This is a genomic window from Euzebyales bacterium (genome assembly GCA_035461305.1).
Lineage (GTDB): Bacteria > Actinomycetota > Nitriliruptoria > Euzebyales > JAHELV01 > JAHELV01.
Map to the genome: position 1 here is coordinate 1 of DATHVN010000036.1, position 21,094 is coordinate 21,094.

The 21,094-nt window shown below is 71.4% G+C and carries 19 protein-coding genes; 5 read left to right on the forward strand and 14 right to left on the reverse strand.

Features of this window, described 5'->3' with window-relative positions:
• The first annotated feature begins 178 nt into the window (after positions 1–178).
• Genes dhaL through dhaM form a run of 3 tightly spaced genes read left to right on the forward strand, consistent with a single transcriptional unit; the run spans position 179 to position 3,146 of the window.
• The gene (dhaL, locus tag VK923_02955; protein HSJ43625.1) at positions 179–868 is read left to right on the forward strand and encodes a dihydroxyacetone kinase subunit DhaL; all 690 of its coding nucleotides are present in this window, start codon (positions 179–181) and stop codon (positions 866–868) included.
• A 49-nt stretch (positions 869–917) separates the two neighbouring features.
• Entirely contained in the window at positions 918–2,438 is a 1,521-nt protein-coding gene (gene glpK / locus VK923_02960) for a glycerol kinase GlpK (GenBank protein HSJ43626.1), read from the forward strand.
• Positions 2,439–2,447: 9 nt separating this feature from the next.
• The gene (gene dhaM / locus VK923_02965) at positions 2,448–3,146 is read left to right on the forward strand and encodes a dihydroxyacetone kinase phosphoryl donor subunit DhaM (GenBank protein HSJ43627.1); all 699 of its coding nucleotides are present in this window, start codon (positions 2,448–2,450) and stop codon (positions 3,144–3,146) included.
• Between the two features lie 243 nt (positions 3,147–3,389).
• Here dhaM and VK923_02970 read toward each other — a convergent pair whose 3' ends face one another.
• The 9 genes from VK923_02970 to VK923_03010 all read right to left on the reverse strand — a co-directional run bounded on the left by VK923_02970 (position 3,390) and on the right by VK923_03010 (position 9,717).
• The gene (locus tag VK923_02970; GenBank protein HSJ43628.1) at positions 3,390–3,932 is read right to left on the reverse strand and encodes a hypothetical protein; all 543 of its coding nucleotides are present in this window, start codon (positions 3,930–3,932) and stop codon (positions 3,390–3,392) included.
• A gap of 55 nt (positions 3,933–3,987) precedes the next feature.
• The gene (locus tag VK923_02975; protein ID HSJ43629.1) at positions 3,988–4,488 is read right to left on the reverse strand and encodes a hypothetical protein; all 501 of its coding nucleotides are present in this window, start codon (positions 4,486–4,488) and stop codon (positions 3,988–3,990) included.
• A gap of 85 nt (positions 4,489–4,573) precedes the next feature.
• Positions 4,574–5,326, reverse strand: a complete 753-nt coding sequence (locus tag VK923_02980; protein ID HSJ43630.1) for a lysophospholipid acyltransferase family protein — start codon at positions 5,324–5,326, stop codon at positions 4,574–4,576.
• 19 nt (positions 5,327–5,345) lie between these two features.
• A complete protein-coding gene (locus VK923_02985; protein HSJ43631.1) occupies positions 5,346–6,275 on the reverse strand; it encodes an ROK family protein in 930 nt (309 codons plus the stop codon).
• An 8-nt stretch (positions 6,276–6,283) separates the two neighbouring features.
• Positions 6,284–7,402 (reverse strand): Vms1/Ankzf1 family peptidyl-tRNA hydrolase, encoded by a 1,119-nt coding sequence (locus VK923_02990; GenBank protein ID HSJ43632.1) that lies wholly within the window; start codon positions 7,400–7,402, stop codon positions 6,284–6,286.
• Positions 7,403–7,493: 91 nt separating this feature from the next.
• Positions 7,494–7,793, reverse strand: a complete 300-nt coding sequence (locus VK923_02995) for a hypothetical protein (GenBank protein HSJ43633.1) — start codon at positions 7,791–7,793, stop codon at positions 7,494–7,496.
• 199 nt (positions 7,794–7,992) lie between these two features.
• Positions 7,993–8,457: an ArsA-related P-loop ATPase gene (locus VK923_03000; protein ID HSJ43634.1), complete on the reverse strand. Its 465-nt coding sequence runs from the start codon at positions 8,455–8,457 to the stop codon at positions 7,993–7,995.
• 152 nt (positions 8,458–8,609) lie between these two features.
• Positions 8,610–9,047 carry an SRPBCC family protein gene (locus VK923_03005; GenBank protein HSJ43635.1) on the reverse strand — a complete coding sequence of 146 codons (438 nt, stop codon included), beginning with the start codon at positions 9,045–9,047 and terminating at the stop codon, positions 8,610–8,612.
• 40 nt (positions 9,048–9,087) lie between these two features.
• Complete coding sequence (locus VK923_03010; protein HSJ43636.1) at positions 9,088–9,717, reverse strand: rhomboid family intramembrane serine protease; 630 nt, start codon at positions 9,715–9,717, stop codon at positions 9,088–9,090.
• Positions 9,718–9,964: 247 nt separating this feature from the next.
• Between VK923_03010 and VK923_03015 the strand changes: the two genes are divergently transcribed.
• Complete coding sequence (locus tag VK923_03015; GenBank protein HSJ43637.1) at positions 9,965–10,345, forward strand: hypothetical protein; 381 nt, start codon at positions 9,965–9,967, stop codon at positions 10,343–10,345.
• 41 nt (positions 10,346–10,386) lie between these two features.
• Here VK923_03015 and VK923_03020 read toward each other — a convergent pair whose 3' ends face one another.
• The gene (locus VK923_03020) at positions 10,387–12,165 is read right to left on the reverse strand and encodes a long-chain fatty acid--CoA ligase (GenBank protein HSJ43638.1); all 1,779 of its coding nucleotides are present in this window, start codon (positions 12,163–12,165) and stop codon (positions 10,387–10,389) included.
• A 155-nt stretch (positions 12,166–12,320) separates the two neighbouring features.
• Here VK923_03020 and VK923_03025 point away from each other — a divergent pair, with 155 nt between their 5' ends.
• On the forward strand, positions 12,321–13,127 hold the full coding sequence (locus VK923_03025; GenBank protein ID HSJ43639.1) for a chlorite dismutase family protein: 807 nt from the start codon (positions 12,321–12,323) through the stop codon (positions 13,125–13,127).
• Positions 13,128–13,314: 187 nt separating this feature from the next.
• Here the strand turns inward: VK923_03025 and VK923_03030 are convergent, their stop codons facing one another.
• The 4 genes from VK923_03030 to VK923_03045 form a co-directional block, all read right to left on the reverse strand.
• Positions 13,315–13,590: an HU family DNA-binding protein gene (locus tag VK923_03030; protein HSJ43640.1), complete on the reverse strand. Its 276-nt coding sequence runs from the start codon at positions 13,588–13,590 to the stop codon at positions 13,315–13,317.
• Between the two features lie 191 nt (positions 13,591–13,781).
• Positions 13,782–14,141 (reverse strand): ArsC/Spx/MgsR family protein, encoded by a 360-nt coding sequence (locus VK923_03035; GenBank protein HSJ43641.1) that lies wholly within the window; start codon positions 14,139–14,141, stop codon positions 13,782–13,784.
• 181 nt (positions 14,142–14,322) lie between these two features.
• Positions 14,323–18,903, reverse strand: coding sequence for a glutamate synthase-related protein (locus VK923_03040; GenBank protein HSJ43642.1), 4,581 nt, complete (start codon positions 18,901–18,903; stop codon positions 14,323–14,325).
• A gap of 230 nt (positions 18,904–19,133) precedes the next feature.
• Complete coding sequence (locus tag VK923_03045; protein ID HSJ43643.1) at positions 19,134–21,050, reverse strand: ABC transporter ATP-binding protein; 1,917 nt, start codon at positions 21,048–21,050, stop codon at positions 19,134–19,136.
• Positions 21,051–21,094: the final 44 nt, after the last annotated feature.

Consider the following 21,094-nt stretch of genomic DNA (forward strand, 5'->3'; position numbering starts at 1 on the left):
TGGAGAACCTCGCTGGAGATGGCCGGCACGTCGCTCACCGTGCTCCGCCTGGATGACGAGATGGTCGAACTCTGGGACGCACCCGTGCATACCCCGGCCCTGCGTAAGGGAATGTAGTACAGCGGCGAACGGCACGGATCTGTACCGATCGCGGCAGACGGCGATGGGCACGAACAGCATGAGCGTCAGCACGGAGCAGGTTGCAGGGTTCATCGAGCGGTTCGCGGCGGCGGTGTCCGAGTACCGCCGCCTGCTGACCAGGCTCGATAGCGCGATCGGCGACGCCGACCACGGCGAGAACCTCAACCGCGGAATGAAGGCCGCGCTCGACAGGCTAGATGGCGAGGAACCCGCCGCGCTGCTCAAGTCCGTCGCGATGGCGCTGATCTCCAAGGTGGGTGGCGCGGCGGGGCCGCTGTACGGCACGGGGTTCCTGCGCGCCTCGAAGGCCGTCGAGGGAAAGGACGATCTCGACGGCGCCGACCTGGTTGCAGCGCTCGATGCCGCGTTCGAGGGCGTCGCCCAGCGCGGCAAGTCCGAGCGCGGCCAGAAGACGATGCTGGACGCGCTGGGTCCGGCGGTGGATGCCCTGCGCGCGGCCGTCGACGACGGCCGGGACATCGGCGAGGCGCTGCGATCCGCAGCCGAGGCGGCCGACGAGGGCAAGCGCGCCACGGTGCCACTGCTGGCGCAGCGCGGCAGGGCCAGCTACCTGGGCGAACGCAGCATCGGGCACCAGGACCCCGGGGCGACGTCGACGGCGATCCTGATCGCCTGCATGACCAGTGACGACGAGCTCGTCCACACCGCGGCCGAGGACGCCTCGGACAAGAAGCCAGAGGAGGGACCGGGCGTCGACGACGCCTGACACCGCAACGAGGTCGGTGCAGACCGACCTGGAAAGGCGAGGGACAGCTATGGCTGACTACGTCGGAGCTATCGACCAGGGCACCACATCGAGCCGCTTCATGGTCTTTGACCACGCGGGCGCCGAGGTGGGCAAGTCGCAGCTCGAGTTCGAGCAGATCCTGCCGCAGGCCGGCTGGGTCGAGCACGACCCACTGCACATCTGGCAGTCGGTGCGCAGCGCCGTGGAGCAGGGACTGGGCGGGGCGAACCTGTCGGCCAGCGACCTGGCCGCCGTGGGCGTCACCAACCAGCGCGAGACGACCGTGGTGTGGGATCCGAAGACAGGCAAGCCGTACCACAACGCGATCGTGTGGCAGGACACGCGCAACGACCGCCTGGTCACCCGCCACCAGAACGAGGGCCACGAGGAGACCGTGAGACAGAAGGCCGGCCTGCCGATCGCGACGTACTTCTCGGGCGGCAAGCTGCAGTGGCTGTTCGAGAACGTCGACGGCCTGCGTGAGAAGGCAGAGAACGGCGAGGCCCTGTTCGGCAACACCGACACCTGGGTGTTGTGGAACCTGACGGGCGGCACAGACGGCGGTGTGCACGTCACCGACGTGACCAACGCCAGCCGGACCATGCTGATGAACCTCGAGACACTCGACTGGGACGACGAGCTGCTCGAGATCTTCGGGGTACCACGGGCGATGTTGCCCGAGATCCGGCCCTCGTCGGATCCCAACTACTACGGCACGACCCGCCAGGGCGGGCCGTTCGGGCGGGAGATCCCGTTGTGCGGCGACCTCGGCGACCAGCAGGCGGCGACCGTCGGGCAGGTCTGCTACGACGTCGGTGATGGCAAGAACACCTACGGCACCGGCAACTTCCTCCTGCTCAACACCGGCACCGACCCGGTGCACAGCGAGAACGGCCTGCTGACCACGCTGGGATACAAGTTCGGCGACGACGATGCCGTGTACTGCCTGGAGGGCTCGATCGCCGTCACCGGCTCCGCCGTGCAGTGGCTGCGTGACCAGCTGGGCATCATCGCCAACGCGGCAGAGTCCGAGCGCCTGGCCAACAGCGTGGAGGACAACGGCGGCGTCGTGTTCGTACCGGCCTTCTCGGGGCTGTTCGCACCGTACTGGGACAGCTCCGCGCGTGGGGCCATCCTCGGGCTCTCACGGTTCAACACCAAGGAGCACCTGGTCCGCGCCACACTCGAGGCGGTCTGCTACCAGTCCCGCGACGTGGCCGACGCGATGAACGCCGACTCGGGCGTCGACCTCGAGGTGCTCAAGGTCGACGGCGGGATGACCGTCAACGACACGTTGATGCAGCTGCAGGCCGACGTGCTCGGCGTGCCGGTGTCCAGGCCGGTCGTGGCCGAGACGACCGCGCTGGGAGCCGCGTACGCCGCAGGCCTGGCCGTCGGCTTCTGGAACAACACCGACGAGATGCGCGAGAACTGGCTCGAGGACAAGCGCTGGGAGCCGCAGTGGAGCGACGACCAGCGCGAGGAGGGCTACGCCCGCTGGAAGAAGGCGGTCGAACGCACCCGCGACTGGGTTGACGTCTCGGGCTGACGACGCCGCATGGTCGGCCTGGTGCTCGTCAGCCACTCGGACCGCCTGGTCGAAGGGCTGCGGGACCTGGTCGCACAGATGGAGCCAGAGGTCCCGTTCGCGCTGGCGGGCGGGACCGACGACGGTGAGCTGGGCACCAGCCTCGAACTGGTGATGGCGGCGATCGACGACGCCGATTCTGGCGACGGCGCGGTCATCCTGTACGACCTCGGCAGCGCCGAGATGACCGCCGAGTCGGCGCTGGAGTTCCTGGATTACGACCAGCGCGAGCGCGTGCTCGTCGTCGACGCACCGCTCGTCGAAGGCGCGATCGCCGCGGCGAGCACCGCGGGCGGCGGCGCGAACCTTGGTCAGGTCGCGGCCGCCGCCGCACGGGTGTGCGGCCCCGCCGAGCCGGCCGAGGAGGAGGACACCGCTGAGCTCGGGCAGTCGGTCGAGCTCGAGCTGACCAACGTCGGCGGGTTGCACGCCCGTCCGGCCGGCCAGATCAGCCGGGCCGTGCGCGGGCTCGACGCGCAGGTCCGTGTCGAGCGGGCCGACACAGGCGAGGACGCCAACGCCGCCAGCACACTGAGCCTCGTCGCGCTGGGCGCCGGCGCGGGAACCACCATCATCGTCCGGGCGGGCGGCCCGGACGGTCAGCAGGCGCTCGCGCGTGTGCGCGAGCTGATCGCCGACCGCTTCGACGAGCCGGCCGCCGAGCTGTGAGCGTCCGCCCGACGACGTCGGACAGCGCCTCTCAACCGCGCTGGGACCGTCCGCCGGCCGGCGCATCTCAGCTGATGCGATGTGATACGACGGCCAGCCCGTTCCGGCCACCGTCCTGTCGCATTCGGTAGGTAGCTCGTAGATCAGCCACGATGGCACGCCCGCCATCGAGGCCCCACTCCCGGGTGCACCACTCCCACGCACCGACCGAGGTGGATCGCTTGACGCCGGGACCGCCGCCGCTCATCCGGCGCTGTGCGACACCGCGTCGGTCAGCGGAGCTGGGTGCAGCCTGATCGTGCTCGCCTCCGCGAGCAGCCGTTCGACGGGCGCCTCGACGTCACCGATCCTGGCGAGCCACCGGGCCAGGCGGTAGCCCTCCGCTGACGTGAACTCAGACAGGCGCCGGGCCGCGAGGTCGCGGGCGATATACCGCGCCGCCGCCGCCGCCAGCACCGTGTCCGGTGCCGTCGGCGGAGCGGACACCCGCGCCGCGTCGCCCTCCGACGCGGGCGTGTGCGCAGGCTCGTCGTGCCGACGACGGCAACGCACGTACGTGTCGAGCGTCGCGAGGAGAGCACCGATCGCCCGCAGGTGCTGCTCGGCGGTCGACGCAGACACCGCGCCGGCGAGCAGCGCCAGCTCACGTTCGTCAGCGAGCTCGTGTGACGTGTGGCGGTGCATGACGCCGATCAGCCGGTGCAGGTGTGCGAGGTCACGGGCCGCAGCGGCATGGCGACCGCCCCTCGGTCCGGCCGGTGGGTGCTGCGCGTCTGCGAGGGTCACGGTCACCTCCCTGCCCCCTCGGCTCGTGACGGGGTCGCGTGGGTCCGGTCACGCGTCAGATGCCGAAGTCGGGTGGCGGGGGATCGTGGTGCGAACCGCCGCGGTCGGAGCCCAGGATCTCGTCGATGTCGTCGTCGAGGGCGGTCGCGGGCGCCGAGGACCTGTGGGCCACCGGGGCGTCCCCACCATCACGGTGGGGCTCATCACCGGACGGCTGCCCTGCGCCGCCGTACTGCGGCTGCGGCGCCGGTTCCGAGCGGGTGAGGTCTAGGTCGTCATCGACGTCGTCGGCGCGGTCGTCAACCAGGGTCGCCGTGACCTTCGCCTGCCAGGTCGCGATCGTCATGAGGTGGTTGACGAGCGTGCGCAGCTCCTCGACCTCGCTCTCGAGGGCCTCGACCCGCTCCTCCAGCGCCGCGACCGCCTCGTCCCGCGCCGACGTGCCACCGTGACCCGACCTCGGACCCGGTCCGCCCATCAGCAGGTCGAGCCGGTCGACGATGTTTCGAAGGTCGCTGACCTCGGTCCGGGACGGTCCGTGGTGCGGCTGGGTCACACGAACCTCCCGATCGACTGCTGACGTGCAGTCTCGACTTGTACCCACCCGCCGGGCCACGTGCAACCCCGCACACCTGCCGACCTCATCGACGGTCGTCGTGGTTCGCGCCCGGTCCCGACTGCGCGTCGTGCCGTTCACCGAACGCGTCGAGCGCGTCGCGTGACACGCGCGCCCGTTGCACGGGCCGGGCATAGGCGTCGACGTAGGTCTGACCGGTCAACGTCCGGATCACCCCCATGAGGCGGTCGGCCTCGGAGCGGAGATCGGCCCGGTCGCCAACCAGCAGTTGTGCACCGAAGCGCACCGTGACCGCGGCACCGAGACGGGGCACGAACGTGTGCGGCGGGATGACCTCCCGCGTGCCGATCAGCCCGACCGGCACGATCGGCGCGCCGCTGCGCCGCGCGAGCCGGATCGGGCCGGTCTTGCCACGGTACAGCCGACCGTCCGGCGACCGGGTGCCCTCGGGGAACAGGCACAGCAGACCACCGGCGCGGAGCACGTCGGTGCCGCGATCCAGGCCGGCGCGCGCCGCAGACCCTCCTGCACGAGCGACCGGCACGACGCCGAGGGCGTCGAACAGCCAGCGGAATGGTCCGGCGTGGAAGTACTCGCTCTTGGCCAGGAACACGATCGGGCGGTCGAGCAGCAGCGGGACCAGGATAGGGTCGAGCATCGACAGGTGGTTCGAGCACAGGATCGCCGGTCCCTCGTCGGGCACGTTGGCCAGGCCCTCCACCGTTGGGTGCAGCGCACCGAGCACGATGGGTCGCAGGACGGCCCGTATCGCCACGTACAGCGGTGGCGCACGGGTCGGATCGGTCGGTGTGCCCATGCGCCCACCTCCCGGTTCATCAGGCGGCGCCGGCGAGCAGCGCAGCACCGATCAGCCCCGCGTCGTCCCCGAGCTCTGCACGCAGCACCGGCGGGACGGTGCGGTGCCCGCGCGCCACCACGCGGGCATGGTACGCCTCGACCGCCGGATCGAGCAGGAGCACGCCCGCCGCGAGCACCCCGCCACCGATCAGCACCACCTCCGGGTCCAGGCCGTTGACCAGGGACGCGATGCCGACGCCCAACCACGTGCCGGCGCGCGCGAGGATCCGCCCGGCCAGCACGTCGCCCTCCTGCGCAGCACGCGTGACGGCGGTTCCCGTCACCTCGCCGACGTCGTACAGCGCCGAGTCGGGCGCCTCCCGATCAGCGACGGCGGTCCGCGCCATCCGGCCGATCGCCGAACCGCTTGCCAGCGCTTCGAGGCAGCCCCGGTTGCCGCAGGGACAACGCGGACCGCCCTCGGCCACGATGATGTGCCCGAACTCGCCACCGACCCCGGTCGCGCCGCGGACGAGCCGGTCGTCCATGATCAGGCCGCCTCCGACGCCGGTGCCCACCGTAAGCATCAGCGCGCCGCCGGACGCGTGCTGTGCGGCACCGACGCGGTACTCGCCCCACGCGGCGGCCGCCGCGTCGTTCTCGACGCGCACGGCGACGCCGAGCGCGTCGGCCAGGTCGTCCTGCAGCGGCGCGTCACGCCAGTCCAGGTTGGGTGCGTAGCGGACCACACCGGCCAGATCGACCAACCCGGCGGCGCCGACGCCGACCGGCACGCCGGATGCACCGGTGCGTGCGACGACCTCGGTCACCAGGTCGACGATCGCCTTCAGCCGTTGCGCACAGTCCTCGGGCGTGGCAGTCCGTTCCTGGTCGATGATCGTCCCTGCGCCGTCGACCAGGCCCGCGCGGACCTTGGTCCCGCCGACATCGACCCCGACGGCGCGCATCACGGTCCCTAGAATCGCAGCAGCGCCGCGACGGAGTGACCGTCGAGGCGTGTCCCGTCACGGAACAACTCGATGTCGGCGCCGCTGAGCACCGCCTGCTCGATGATCTCGTCGATCAGGTCGTCGACTGGTTCGACGGGAGTGCCGTAGGCGGCCGCCTCGTGCTCGTGCAGCGCCAGGGCTCCGGAGGCGCTCTTCCACCCCGGCTCGCCTGCACCCTCCACGACGAACAGCACGTCGACCCGCTTCGCGTTGACCGCCTCGACGACGTGGCGGACACCGCGGGCGTCCCGCTCCGCCGAGCCCTTGCCCGCCTCGAGCCGCGCCAGGAGCTCCCGACGACGGCCCGACACCAGCTCCTGCTCGGCGTCGCGCAGGACCGAGCGCAGGTGATCCGCGTCAGCGTCCAACGGCATGCTGATCAGGTCCCCATGGAGGACCTTCGTCAGGTACGGGTGCAGCTTGCGCACGAACTCGGACGCCTCCGCTGTGGGACCCGCGACGACCAGGCAGTCCAGCGGCTCCTGTTCGTGCAGGCGTAGCAGGATGTCGCTGACGTCCTTCATGTGCAGCAGCACGTCGTGCTCGATCCCACGCTGGAACCGCGCCTGGGACCAGCCGCCCTGCTCGTGCTGGCCGTGGACGTCGGAGGTGACGTCGACGTGCTCTAGGATCTGCCCGAGCTCGTAGCGGAAGATGCGCGCACGGTCGCGTTCGACGATCGCCAACGCGATGTGGTGGTGCCGGCCGAGCAGCGCCTGCAGCGGCACGACGTAGGGCCGGTCCGACACGCGCGCGATGTTGCGGACGCCCATCGCGACCTCGAGGTGCTCGAAGATCTCCCCACCGCTGGCGAACAGTCCCACGCCCTTGACGCCGCTGCGGTCGAAGGTGGTCCGCACCCAGCGGCTGATCCGCTCGGCGTCGGTCTTGACCGCCTCTGCCGCGTCGTGGTCCAACGACGCCGCGTGACGCCGCACGTCGCGCAGCAGGTTGTCGAGCCTGGCCTCGTAGTCGGCGGGACGCGGGTACCGCGATCCGTCGGTGTTGAGGTAGACCGACGTGACGGGCAGGGACGACGGTTGCCGGTTCAGCAGCGTCCGGATTGCGGTGGCGGTGACCTCCAACGGCTGCTCCTTGTGTGTGGTGGGTGGGTCGGTGTGTGGTGGGTGGGTCGGTGTGTGGTGGGTGCGTCGCTGACAGCGCTGTCGCTGCCGTTCACTGCACTGCGATGCGGCGCAACGGTGCCGCGGGTGCAGGGTGGTGATGCGCACGGTCATCAGGTGGTGACGTGTCAGGTGACGTACCGCATCGCTCGTCAATCCACACGTCGTCGCCCGGCCGGGCCGCCGTGCCGACGTCGTCGACCGCGGCCCGCAGCGCCAGCAGGAGCTCGCGCCCGGCGGCCGCGAGATGGGCTCTGACCTGGTGAGGCAGGTCGTCGAAGGCACGCAGCAGGAGGCACACGGGACACGACTGGCACTGGTCGGCGTGGTCGCCCGCCGCGGAGTCACCCATGCGCGCAGTCTAACGGGGGCGCGGTCCGCGTGGCGTCGCGGCCGGAGCCGGTCAGGCGCTGGCGTCTCGGCCGGCGGACGTGCGGCCAGGAGGGTCGAAGCCGATCGACAGCCATCCGCTGGTGACCCTGGCCGACGTGACCCGGCGTGCGCGCAGCGCGGTCGGCAGGACCAGGTTGCGGGTTAGCCGCCGACGTTGACTACAGCTCGTCAGCTCCACGTCGTCGGGCGCGCTGTCGGGCAGCGGCAGGCGCAGCGCATGCCCGTCGCCGGTCGACGACCTCGGGACGCGGTCCCTTGTGCAGCACGGTCGCCGCGACCGCCGTGCCGTACAGCTCGTCGGCGAGATCGCCGAGCGCCGCGACGCCGACGCGCTCTCGGGCCGCCAGGTCGACCCGCAGCCGCGGCACCTCTCCGATCGTCGCATCGAGCTCGGCTGCGACCTGTTGCTGACGCGCGCGCCAGCCGGCGAGGAAGGGGTCGGTGACGTCCGCCGGGACCACGCGGTTGACCAGCACGGCGTCGATCGGGTGGCCGACAGCCCGAGCGACGTGAGCACCCGACGGGCCTCGGCGAGCACCACCCGGTCGGGTGTGACGACCATCCGGACCGACGTGTGCACAGGGTCGAGCAGCAGGCCGGTCCCCCAGTGGCCGGTCCAGCACGTCACCGAGCGAGTGCGGTACGTCGGTCCACGTGACGAGGGTCCGGTGACATCACGCGCCAGTCGGACCGCGGTGGCGGCCGCGACGGTGTTCTTGCCGAAACCGCCCCTTGCCGGTGTGGATCAGGACGCGCGCGACGTCGCCGGCGGTCGTCACGGAGCGGACTCGACGTGCTGCCGGAGGTTGTCCAGGGCGCTACGGACGATCTTCTCGGCCGCTGCCCGTCGCATGAAGCGCGGCACGCTGATCGTGGGGTCGACCCGGAGCTCGTAGGTCACGGCGGACGTGCCGTCACCTCCGTCGGTGACTGTGTAGCCGCCGTCGAGCTCACGCAGTTGGTCGCTCGCGACGAGCTCCCAGCGGACCGCGTCGTCGGTGTACGTGTAGTCCAGGGTGTAGGTGGCGGTGAACAGGCGGGCGTCGACGACGAAGCGCGCCCGTGCGGGTCGGCCCTCGTCGTCGCGGTCGACCACCTCGACCGACTGAACGTCGCGCTGCCACTCGGGGTACACGTCGACGTTGATGATCGCGTCGAGGATCGTCGCCGGTGGTGCAGCAATCGTCCGGCGCTCCGTTACCGATTCGCTCATCCGGGTGCTCCAGTGCCGGCGACCACGCGATCGCTGCAGCCTAGGTGTACCAGAGCAGGCCCGCCAGGAGCACGGCGGCGAGCACGGCCGGTGGCAGTACCCGACCTCCGGCCGCGCCGGAATCGGTGCGACGCATGCGCGCCGCCCACGCCAGCCCGACGACGACGCCGACGAGGAGGCCACCGAGATGGGCCTGCCAGGCGATCCTCGGGATGAGCAGCGGCAGGGCGAGGTTGATGGCGAGCAGCACGCCGAGCTGCGTGAGCCCCGCCCTTCCTGCAGGGGTGTCACGGTTGGCCCAGGCAGCGGCGAGGTAGGCGCCGAACAACCCGAAGATGGCGCCGGACGCGCCGACGGCGACCGGACCCGGCGCGCCGACCAGGAACGCGATCCCGCCGGCCAGCCCCGCCGCGAGGTACAGCGTGGCGAAGGCGGCGCTGCCCACCCCCCGCTCGAGCTGGGGTCCGAGCACGTACAGGGCGTAGCCGTTGAACGCGAGGTGGGTCAGGCCGTCGTGGAGCAGCGTCGCGGTCAGCACCCGCCACCACTGCCCGGCGAGCACCGCGTCGTTGATCTGGGCACCGAGCAGGACGATCGGCGACGCTCGCCCGCCGCTGATCGCCCCGGCGACGAAGACCGCCACATAGGCCGCCAGCAGCCCGTAGGTCACCGGCGCCGTCCGCCATCCGCGCGGCTGCGGTCGGCGCGACGTCCCTGCGATCTCGCGCCGACAGGCCGGGCAGAGCGCCTCACCGTCCCCGTCCTGCAGGCACGTGTCGCAGACCGGACGCTGGCAGCGTGCACACCGCCGCCTGGCGCCGGTGTCACGGTGCAACGCGCACCGTGGCACGGTCGGGTCTGCAGCCATGCCCACACGGTAGCCTCGGACGCCGAAACAGCGACCGTTGGAGGCAGCCATGGACAATGACGGCGCGCTCGCGGACCTCGCGGTCCGAGGGATCGCAGTGGCCCGCGTCGCGATCGGCGTCGGCGCGACGCTGTCACCACGCCTGGTCTCTCGGCTGCAGTTCGGCACGACGTCCCCCGCGCAGACGATCACGGTGCGCATGCTCGGCGCCCGGGACCTCGCACTCGGGCTCGGCGCGCTGCTCGCCGCGCGCCACGGCTCAAGCGGTCTGCGGGGCTGGGTCGAGGCCGGCGCGCTCGCCGACGGCGTCGACGCCCTGGCCATCCTCCGCGGCGGTCCCGCTGCCTCACGCCGCCGTGGCCTGACGGTCCTCGTTGCCGGTGGTTCCGCCGCTGTCAGCGTCTGGGCAGCCCGCATCCTGGCCGATTGACCCATCGGGAGCACCGGTCGGACTCCCCGCCACGGGCGGGGTCAGCGGGAGTACAGCTCGTCGATCGTCGCCGCGAAGTGGTCGGCGACGATCATGCGCCGCACCTTCAGTGTCGGCGTCAGCTCGCCGTCCTCGATCGTGAAGTCACGCTCGAGGATCGCGGTCCTGCGTATCGACTCGGCGCGCGACACGACCGTGTTCGCCTCGGCCACCGCCCGGTCGACCTCGCCGCGCACCTGCTCGGACTGCGCCGCCTCCTTCGCATCGCCCAGCCCCTGCTCGCGGGCGAAGGTCTCGAGCTCGTCGGGATCCAGCGTGATCAGCGCACCGACGAACGGCTTCTGGTCGCCGACGACCATGACCTGCGAGATCAACCGATGGGCCTTGAGCCGCTCCTCGAGGATCGCCGGCGCGACGTTCTTGCCTCCCGCAGTGACGATGACCTCCTTCTTGCGTCCCGTGATCGTGACGAACCCGTCGTCGTTGATGGCGCCGAGGTCGCCCGTGTGGAACCAGCCGTCGTCGTCGAGGACCTCGGCGGTGGCCGCGTCGTTCTGCCAGTAGCCCTGGAACACGCCGGGACCGCGGATGAGCAGCTCACCGTCGGCGGCCACGCGGAACTCGGTGCCCGGCCACGGCTGGCCAACGGTGCCGATCTTGTTCCACTCGGGTGGGTTGACCGCCGACGCCGCCGTGGTCTCGGTCAGGCCGTACCCCTCGAGGATGTCCACCCCGACGGCTTGGAAGAAGTGCGCGAGGTGCGGCGCGAGCGGGGCACCACCCGAGATGCAGTGGCGGATGCGGCCGCCGAGCGCCCCACGGAGCTTGGCGTAGACGAGACGGTCGAACACCGCCCGCTTGACGTTGGTGACCAGGCCGGGATCGTCGGACTCGGACCACTCGATGGCCGTCGCGACGGCGGCGTCGAAGATCCTCGCCCTCGGCCCCTGGGCCTTGGCCTGCGCAGCGTTGAACACCTTCTCGAAGATGCGCGGCACGGCCAGGAGGAATGTCGGCCTGAAGGACTTCAGGTCGTCGGAAAGCGTCCGGACCGAACGCGCGAAGCCGAGGACGGTGCCGGCGTCGAGCAGAGCGAACTGGATCACACGGGCGAAGATGTGTGCGAGCGGGATGAACAGCAACGTCGACGCGTCGTCCGGCAACAGCAGGCTGCTCAGGGCGAGCTGCGCCTGCCGGGCGGTCACCAGGAGGTTGGCATGGGTCAGGACGCAGCCCTTGGGGTTACCCGTCGTCCCGGACGTGTAGATGATCGACGCGACGGAATCGCCGGTGACGCCGGCCACCCGCTCGTCGACCGTCGACAGCTCGTCGGCGCCACGCGCCGCCAGCGCGTCCAGTCCCCCGTCGTCGATGACGAAGACCTCCGTCAGTGCGTCGGCGCGGTCCCGCACCGCCTCGAGCGTCCCGGCGTGCCCGGCGTCCGCGCAGATCGCGACCTTCGCACCGGAGTCCGACAGGATCCACGCACACTGGTCCGCGGCGCTCGTCTCGTAGATCGGGACGGTGACAGCGCCCGCGGCGAGGATGGCCAGGTCGGCGATCGTCCACTCGGCACGCGTCGGGCTCATCAGCGCGACGCGGTCGCCCGCACCGACGCCGAGCGCGATCAGCCCGGCGGCGATCCCACGCACGCGGTCGGCGAGCTCGCCCCACGCCAGCGGGTGCCACGCACCGTCGGCCCAGTAGCGCAGTGCCTCCTGGCCCGCCGACCGCTCGGCGTGCTGCCACAGCCGCGTCGTCAGGTGGTGGTCGGCCGGTACCTCCAAGGGGGTGCGTCCCTTGCTGTGTGTCCGCGTCATCGGCTCGCTTTCTGCTCCATCGATGGCAGTCTGACGGTGAGATCCTCCGAGACGATTATGGTCTACCCGTCGGAGCGCCGCGAGGACCAACCACGATCCACGGACGTCCGCCGCGTGATTAAGCTTCAGGGCCGACGCGACAGAAGGAACCGTCAGTGGCGACCGAGCCCGTGATCCCGTCCGAGGGACGTGCCGTCCTGCACCTGTTTTTCCACGTGCGTCACGAGCTGACCGACGGCGCCGGAGGCGCAGCACGGGACTTCGCCGCTCGCGTCGACGCCTTCGACCAGCGCGAGGGCTGCCAGGTGCTGGCGTTCAGCGTGCTGGGCCAGAAGGCCGACATCGGGCTGATGGCCCTCGGCCCCGACCTCACCGAGCTCGACCGCTTCTCGGTCGACCTTGCGAGCTCGCCGCTCGGCCAGGTGCTCGTGCCGGCGGCGTCCTACCTGTCGCTGACCGAGACCAGCGAGTACACGTCGACCGAGGACGACGAGGCCGCCCGCCTCGTCGAGGAGGAGGGGCTCGTGGCGGGCTCCGAGGCGTACGAGACGGCACTGGCCGCGTTCCGCGAGCGGATGGCCACCTACGCACGCCACAAGCTCACTCCGCAGCTGCCCCACCGGAGAGTCATCAGCTTCTACCCGATGAGCAAGCGACGCGACCCCGACGCCAACTGGTACGCGCTGGACTTCGCCGCCCGCAAGGCGCTGATGGTCGGTCACGCCGACGTCGGACGCAGCTACCGCGGGCGCGTCCTGCAGCTCATCACCGGATCGGTCGGCCTGGACGACTGGGAGTGGGGTGTGACGCTGTTGGCCGACGACCCGGCTGCGATCAAGCGGATCGTCTACGACATGCGCTTCGACGAGGTCAGCGCACACTACGCCGAATTCGGCCCGTTCGTGACCGGGCTCGTGATGTCACCGATGGACCTGATGCACCACCTGCGGCTCACCGGCTGACGCGATCGCAGGTCCGGGCCCGCCACGCGTCGGGGGCGGAGGACCTCGCCGGACGCCATGGGAAAGAAGAAGCGCCCCGGCCTGGCCGGGACGCTGCAGGCCCGGTGCGCGACCTGAGGCCGCGCCCGCGAGGCCCTGGTCTCGACGCCACGACCGCGATGCCGTGGCGTCGTCGACCGGGTCGGGGTCAGCCGTTGACGGCGTCCTTGAACGCCTTGCCCGCCTTGAACGCGGGGCTGTCCTGCGCCGGGATGTGCATCTCATCGCCGGTCTGGGGGTTGCGGCCAGTGCGTGCCTCCCGGTGCCGCCGCTCGAAGGTCCCGAAGCCGGTCAGGGTGACCTTGTCGCCGCGGGCGACGGTCTCGGTAATGGTCTCGAGCACCGCGTCCAGTGCCTCGGACATGCTGTTCTTTGCGATGTCGGCGCGATCGGCAGCTGCGTCGATCAGCTCTGCCTTGTTCAACGTTGACTCCTCGTGTGATGTTTGACAACCTCAGGGGGTGCGGAGGCCCGTTCGTCGCATGAACGGGCGACATGACGCGTACAGCATCGCACCGCGACCCGCCTTCGCGGCCCCAACCTGCCCCGTCTGAGCCCGATGTGCAAGCATCCGCCTCAGGTTGTCGCCGTGGTGACCCGGCCGGCACCCGCCACTCACCGGCCCTTGACCTGGTCGACGAAGCGCTGCCATGCCGCCGGATCGTCGCCCACGGACAGGTCGCTGCCACACCGAACGAGCGGCAGGCGGAGCAGCAGCGGCTGCTCCGCGAACTGGTCCAGCCAGGTGTCGATGCCCGCGGACAGGTATCCCAGACCAGCGTCACGGTACGCCGCCGACTCGCGGTCGATCACGCCGTCGACGCCGAACCGCTCGACCCATTTCCGCAGTTCACCGGGGCTGGGAGCGCGCTTGCGCAGGTCGTTGTAGGCGACCTTGACGCCGCGCTCGGCGAAGTAGCGCTGCGCCTTGCGCGTCGTCCTGCTCTTGGGGTGTCCCAGCAGCTGTGGTTGCATCAGGGCCCGGAGCGTAGCAAGGCGGCGACCGCAGCCACGGTGACCGGTGATCGGCGGTCATGCGCCCTCGGCCGGACCGGGCGCACACGCGTCGCGGACCACAGCGCGCGGGGCACCGGACCGCCCCGCGGGCGCGGTTCACCGCGAGCGCAGTACCGCTCGCACGATCGGCGGTCGCGGCCTACACCGACGTCCCGACACCCCGGTCGCTCCGCTCGAACCGCGACAGCCGGCCACGGGGAGCGATGCGCCAGAAGCCCTGCGAGGTCCGGTCCCAGTCAGCGAGCAGCGCACGTGCGCGCCGTGATCCGGTGACGTCGGCGTGGGTCGTGACCAGCGCCAGCACGTCGTCGAGGTCACCGCCCTCGAGCCGTCGCGCCTCGACCAGCTGGGTGTTGATGCGCGCCAGGATCGTCGCGGCCGGGTCGTGGACGTAGCACACGCCGCCGGTCATACCGGCACCGAGGTTGAACCCCGTGGCGCCGAGCACCACGACCACCCCGCCCGTCATGTACTCGCAGGCGTGCTCGCCGGTACCCTCGACGATCGCGTTCGCCCCTGAGTTGCGCACCGCGAACCGTTCGCCGGCACGGCCGGCCACGAACAGCTCGCCTCCGGTGGCGCCGTACAGCACCGTGTTGCCGACCAGCACCGGGTCGCCGTGGTCGTCGCCGGGAGAGCGCACGACGATCCGGCCGCCTGCCATGCCCTTGCCGACGTAGTCGTTGGCCTCGCCGGTCAGGTCGAATTCGACGCCCTGTGCCAGGAACGCGCCGAAGCTCTGGCCGGCCTCGCCGGTGAAGCGCACGGTGACCGGCTGCTCGGGCATCCGGTCACCGAACTCGAGCCCGATCGCACCGCCCAGGCGGGCACCGACAGCACGGTCGGTGTTGCGGATCTCGAAGTCGAACGCCTCACCGGTGCCCGACCACAGCGCGCGGAACGCGGCGTCGAACACCTCGTCGCCGAGCCGGTCGCGGGGTGCCTGGATCGGCAGGCTCGCCTCGTAGTGACGAGGTCCGGGTGCGGGCGGTGTCAGCAGTGGACCGAGGTCGAGCGTACGCGCGCGCTCGTGGTCCAGCACACGTGGGCGCAGCAGGTCGGTCCGTCCGATGACCTCGTCGATCGAGCGCCCGCCGAGCGCGGCGAGCCCCGCCCTGACCTCCTCGGCCACGAACAACAGGTAGGTCGCGACCGTCTCGGGCGCGCCCACGTACTTGTCGCGCAGGTCGCGTCGCTGGGTCGCGACGCCGACCGGGCACGTGTCGCGATGGCAGGCGCGCGCCATGATGCAGCCCTCCGCCAGCAGCACCGCCGTGCCGAAGCCGTACTCGTCGGCGCCCAGCAGCGCGGCGATCACCACGTCACGGCCGGTCCTGAAGCCGCCGTCGACCTGCACCCGAACCCGGCCACGCAGCCCATTGGCGACGAGCGTCTGCTGGGTCTCGGCCAGGCCGAGCTCCCAAGGCAGCCCCGCATGCTTGATCGACGACAACGGCGAGGCGCCCGTGCCACCGTCGCTGCCGGCGATCTGGACGGCGTCGGCCAGGCCCTTGACGACCCCCGCCGCGACGACTCCGACACCGCTGGACGCGACCAGCTTGACGCTGACGCTGGCGAAGGGGTTGACCTGCTTGAGATCGAAGATCAGTTGCGCGAGGTCCTCGATCGAGTAGATGTCGTGGTGCGGCGGCGGCGAGATCAGGCTGACACCCGGCTGGGTGTGCCGCAGCCTGGCGATCAGATCGGAGACCTTGTGGCCCGGCAGGTGGCCGCCCTCACCCGGCTTCGACCCCTGCGCCATCTTGATCTGGAGCTCGTCGGCGTACGCCAGGTAGCGGGGCGTCACGCCGAACCGGCCGGATGCGACCTGCTTCGCCCGCGAGTTTGCGTCGCGGGCAGCACTACGTGTGTCGAAGCGCCGCGGATCCTCGCCACCCTCACCGGTGTTCGACGACGCGCCCAGGAGGTTCATGGCGATCGCCAGCGTCTCGTGCGACTCCGGCGACAACGCACCGAGCGACATGGCCCCGGTGAAGAACCGCTGGACGATGCTGGTGGCCGGCTCGACCTCGTCGACCGCCACCGGCGTCTCGGCCGGGACCGGCTCGAGGAGGTCGCGTGGCTCGGTCGGCGGGCGATCGTTGACCATCCGTGCGTACATGTCGTACAGCGCCGTGCGGCCCGTGTTCGCCGCCACCGCCAGCAGGTGTGCCGCACGCTGCTCGGCGGTGTCGGCGTCGGCCCGGGGCGGCCGATCGGGCTCGCCGTCGTCCGTCACCAGGCCGATCGACCGGTGCAGCGCGTCGATGATCTGCGGGTTGTTGGCGTGGTACTCCCCGCCGCGCTTGAACTTGTAGAAGCCCGGGCTGGCAAGCGCCGCGCGCGGCGCGTGGGCGAACTCGTGACGGGCCACGACGTCCTCGCCGAGCTCGCGCAGACCGATGCCACCGACCTGCGACGGCGTGCCCCGCAGGCAGCGGTCGATGACGTCGGGGCCCAGGCCGACGGCCTCGAAGATCTGGGCCGACCGGTACGAGTCCAGCGTCGAGATGCCCATCTTCGACATGATCTTGAGCACGCCGTCGGAGATGGCACTGACGTAGGCCTCCTGGGCCTCGCCCGCCGACGCGGAGTCCCGGCCGAGCCGGCCGGCATCGGCGAGCTCGGTGATCGTCTCGAGCGCCAGCCTCGGGCAGATCGCGTCGGCGCCATAGCCCAGCAGCGTCGCGAACGTGTGGGTCTCCCGGGTGTCGTCGGTCTCGCAGATGATGCTGGCGTGCGTGCGCAGGCGCGCGTCGACCAGCGCGTGGTGGACGGCGCCGATCGCCAGCAGAGCCGGGACCGCAGCTCGCTCCGGTCCGGCCTTGCGGTCGCTGCAGACCAGCAGCGCAGCGCCCGAGCGGACGGCCGACACGGCCTCGGCCGCCAGCGCGTCGAGGCGCGCCGCCAGGCCGTCGGCGCCCTCGGCGACGGCGAACGTCGCGTCGAGGCCCGCCACGCCGAACGGCAGGTCCGGCTCCATCAGCAGGCGGCGCAGGCCGTCCGGGTACAGCACGAACCCGTCGAGCTCGAGCAGCCGGACCGCGGTCGGGTCCTCGGTCAGGATCGGCACGCGTGGCCCGAGCTGAGTGCGTAGGCTCATGACCTTCCACTCGCGCAGGTGGTCGATCGGCGGGTTCGTGACCTGGGCGAAGCGCTGCTTGAGGTAGTGGTAGACCGTCCGCGCCTGGTCGCTGAGCACGGCCAGCGGCGTGTCGTCGCCCATCGATGACACCGGTTCCTTGCCGTCGTTGGCCAGCGGGCGCAGCACGGCGGTCTGCTCCTCCTTGGTGAAGCCCGCCTGCACCTGACGGGCCAGCAGGTCCTCCGGCGCGTGGTCGACGGGCTGACCGCCGTCGATGCTCACCTGGTGCTCGCGCAGCCAGTCGCCGTACGGGCGGCGTGCAGCGAGGCGGCGCTTGAGCGCGGCGTTCTCGATGACGCCGACCTCCGGGTCGAACAGCACCATCTCGCCAGGCCCGAGCCGCTCGCGCCGCACCCCACCACGGCCGGCGGTGCGCACGGCGCCGACTTCGCTGCCACACACGATGAGGCCGTCGTCACACAGCAGGTACCGCAGCGGCCGCAGCCCGTTGCGGTCGAGCGACGCTCCGACCCGCGCACCGTCGGCGAAGACCACGCCCGCCGGTCCGTCCCAGGGCTCGACCAGGGCCGCGTGGTAGCGGTAGAAGTCGCGGACGGCGGGCGGCAGGTCGCTGCTGCCCTCCCAGACCTGCGGCGCCAGCATCGCCATGGCGTGGTCGACCGAGCGGCCGCCACGCAGCAGAAGCTCCAGCGCCGAGTCGAGCTTGGCCGAGTCGGAGGCGGACTCGTCGATCAGCGGCTCGAGCGCCGCCTCGCCCTGCGCACCGAGCTCCGGCCAGTCGGCGCCGAGGTTGCCGGTGCGAGCGCGCATCAGGTTGACGTTGCCGTCGATCGTGTTGATCTCGCCGTTGTGGCACAGCAGGCGGAACGGCTGCGCACGGTCCCAGGTGGGCAGCGTGTTGGTCGAGTAGCGCTGGTGGAACATGACGTACGGCGCGAGGAACGCGTCGTCAACGAGGTCCGGGTAGAACGCGGCGAGCTGGTCCGCGGCGCTGAGCGCCTTGTAGGTGACCGTCGCGAAGCCGAACGACGCGAAGTAGGCCGACACGCCCGCCGCAGCGCACCGGCGCTCGGCGCGGCGGCGGGCCACGTAGGCCGCGCGTTCAGCGTCGGCGGCGCCGCCGGCGGCGAACAGCGCCTGCTCGATGGCGGGCATCGCTGCACGGGCCTTGTCGCCCAGCGCCTCCGGCGCCGTCGGCACGGTGCGCCAGGCCAGGAAGGCGAGGCCGTAGGCGGCGAGTGCCTCCTCGACCGCCCCGCGCGCCTGGCGGCGTGCGTCGCTGCCCCGTTGGTGGTCGTGTCCATCGAGGAAGCACATGGCCACGCCGACGGCGGCAGGGTCGACCGCCGCTCCCAGGCTGGCCGCCTGCGCCGCCATGAACGCCCGGGGCACGGGCAGCAGCACGCCGGCGCCGTCGCCGGTGCGGCTGTCGGACGCCACCGCACCGCGGTGCCGCACGCCACAGAGCCCGTCGAGCGCAGCATCGACGATCGCACGCGACGCGCGTCCCTCGGCGTCGGCGACGAAGCCGATGCCGCAGGCATCGCGCTCGGCCTTCGGGTCGTAGCGCAGTCCGGCCGCATCGGTTCCGCGGCCAACGCTGTCAAAGATCATGGTTCCCCTGTCCCGGCCCGTCCAGCGTCCGAAAGCAAAGCGACGGTGCTCATGCGCTGCTGTTCGCGTCGCACGCCGGCACCGTCGCTCGAGCACGCAGTGTATCGACTCCGACCTCGACAGCGCGCCCGACCTGGAGATGCGTGAGCGCGCGGTGCCGCCGGAGCGCGACCGACCTCCCTGCCGATGCGGGACCTTCCCGACGTGGGACGCCTCACCGGCGCCCGCAGCTACGCGTCCGCGCCCGCGAACTGCGTGCGGTACAGGTCGGCGTACAGGCCCTCGGTCCGCACGAGCTCGGCGTGTGTGCCCTGCTGGATGACCCGCCCGTTGCCGACCACGAGGATCAGGTCCGCGCTGATGATCGTCGAGAGCCGGTGGGCGATCACGAGGGACGTCCGCCCGGCAAGGGCCGTGCGCAACGCCTTCTGGACTGCGGCCTCCGACTCACTGTCGAGGTGCGCCGTGGCCTCGTCGAGCACGATGACCGCCGGGTCCTTGAGCAGCACGCGCGCGATCGACACCCGCTGCTTCTCGCCGCCCGACAGGCGGTAGCCGCGCTCACCGACGACCGTCTCGTAGCCGTCGGGCAGGGCGGCGATCACGTCGTGGATCTGCGCGGCCCGGCACGCGGCCTCGATCTCGGCATCGGTGGCGTCCGGGGCGGCGTAGCGCAGGTTGACGCGGACGGAGTCATGGAACAGGTGTGGGTCCTGGCTGACGACCCCGACGGCGGCCCGCAGCGAAGACAACGTCAGGTCGCGCACGTCGTGGCCGTCGATGCGGACCACCCCGCCGGTCACGTCGTACAGCCGCGGTACGAGCGCCGTCAGCGTGGTCTTGCCCGCGCCCGACGGACCGACGAGCGCGACCGTCTGCCCCGGCCGGGCGGTGAAACTCACGTCGTGGAGCACCTCGGGGCCGGGCTCGGTGTCGAGCACCTGGCCCCAGCCCGCCTCCAGCGAGGCGAGCGAGCTGTCGGCGGCGGACGGGTAGGCGAACCGGACGTGGTCGAAGGTCACCGCACCTCGGGGGTCGCGCAGGTCCACGGCGTCGGGCCGGTCGGCGATCGGATGCGGCAGGTCGAGGATCTCGAAGACGCGGTCGAAGCTGATAAGCGCCGTCAGTACGTCGACCGGCGCGTTGCTCAGCGCCGCCAGCGGCGAGTAGGCGGTGACCACCAGGGCGGCGAAGGCGACCACGTCGCCGACCGACATGCTGCCGGACAGCACGAACCGGCCACCGACCAGGTAGACCGCTGCGGTGCCCAGCGCACCGACAAGCGACATGGTCGCGAAGAACAGCCGTCCGACGACAGCGCTGCGCACACCAACGTCAGCGACCCGGACCGCGCTGTCGCCGAAGCGCTCGCTCTCGCGGTCGTACCGCCCGAACAGCTTGACCAGCGTCGCGCCGGCGACGTTGAAGCGCTCGGTCATGAGCGTGTTCATGTCGGCGTTGAGCTGCATCGACTCGCGAGTCAGCGCCTGAAGCCTCCGACCCGCGAACCGGGCGGCGAACACGAACACCGGCAGCACCGACAGGACCAGCAGCGTCAGGCGCCACTCGAGCACGAACATCGAGGTCAGCGCCACGGCGACCTGCACCGCATTGGCCGTCAGCGTGCCGAACGTGCCCGTCAGCGCGCGCTGCGCGCCGATCACGTCGTTGTTGAGCCGGCTGATCAGCGCGCCGGTCTGGGTCCGCGTGAAGAACGCCACAGGCATCCGCTGCACGTGCTCGTAGGCACGCTTGCGCATGTCGGCGATCAGCTGCTCCCCCAGCCACGCCGAGTAGTAGCGCTGGGCGATCGAGAATGCGACCGTCAGTAGCGCCAGCGCCACCAGGCCGAGCGCGTTGAGCGTCACCGTGCGGGCCGCGCCTGGCGGCACCACCCCACCCTGCACCTGGCTCAACGCGTCGACGATCTGCTTGATCAGCCATGGCGGGGCGACGACGAGCGCCGAGGCGATGACGATGGTGAGAATCAGGGCCACGAGCTTGTCGCGGTGCGGCCGCGCAAACTCGCGCCAGACCCGCCCGACGAGGCCCTTCGGAAGCTTACGGTCGAGCTGGCCGTCCAGCCCCCGGCGCACGAGGCCGGTGTTGGGCATCAGCCCCCGGCCACCGCCGAGGCGCGCGCTCACGCTGGCGCCTCCCGGGCGCCGACCGCTGGGACCGCGTGTGATCT

Bases quoted from the DNA above. Each gene is read 5' to 3' on its own strand.
- VK923_03015 (HSJ43637.1), top strand. From the start codon at position 9,965: ATGGACAATGACGGCGCGCTCGCGGACCTCGCGGTCCGAGGGATCGCA.
- VK923_02980 (HSJ43630.1), bottom strand. From the start codon at position 5,326: ATGGGCACACCGACCGATCCGACCCGTGCGCCACCGCTGTACGTGGCG.
- VK923_03020 (HSJ43638.1), bottom strand. From the start codon at position 12,165: ATGACGCGGACACACAGCAAGGGACGCACCCCCTTGGAGGTACCGGCC.
- VK923_02995 (HSJ43633.1), bottom strand. From the start codon at position 7,793: ATGGGTGACTCCGCGGCGGGCGACCACGCCGACCAGTGCCAGTCGTGT.
- dhaM (HSJ43627.1), top strand. From the start codon at position 2,448: ATGGTCGGCCTGGTGCTCGTCAGCCACTCGGACCGCCTGGTCGAAGGG.
- VK923_02985 (HSJ43631.1), bottom strand. From the start codon at position 6,275: ATGCGCGCCGTCGGGGTCGATGTCGGCGGGACCAAGGTCCGCGCGGGC.
- dhaL (HSJ43625.1), top strand. From the start codon at position 179: ATGAGCGTCAGCACGGAGCAGGTTGCAGGGTTCATCGAGCGGTTCGCG.
- VK923_03035 (HSJ43641.1), bottom strand. From the start codon at position 14,141: ATGCAACCACAGCTGCTGGGACACCCCAAGAGCAGGACGACGCGCAAG.
- VK923_03040 (HSJ43642.1), bottom strand. From the start codon at position 18,903: ATGATCTTTGACAGCGTTGGCCGCGGAACCGATGCGGCCGGACTGCGC.
- VK923_03005 (HSJ43635.1), bottom strand. From the start codon at position 9,047: ATGAGCGAATCGGTAACGGAGCGCCGGACGATTGCTGCACCACCGGCG.
- glpK (HSJ43626.1), top strand. From the start codon at position 918: ATGGCTGACTACGTCGGAGCTATCGACCAGGGCACCACATCGAGCCGC.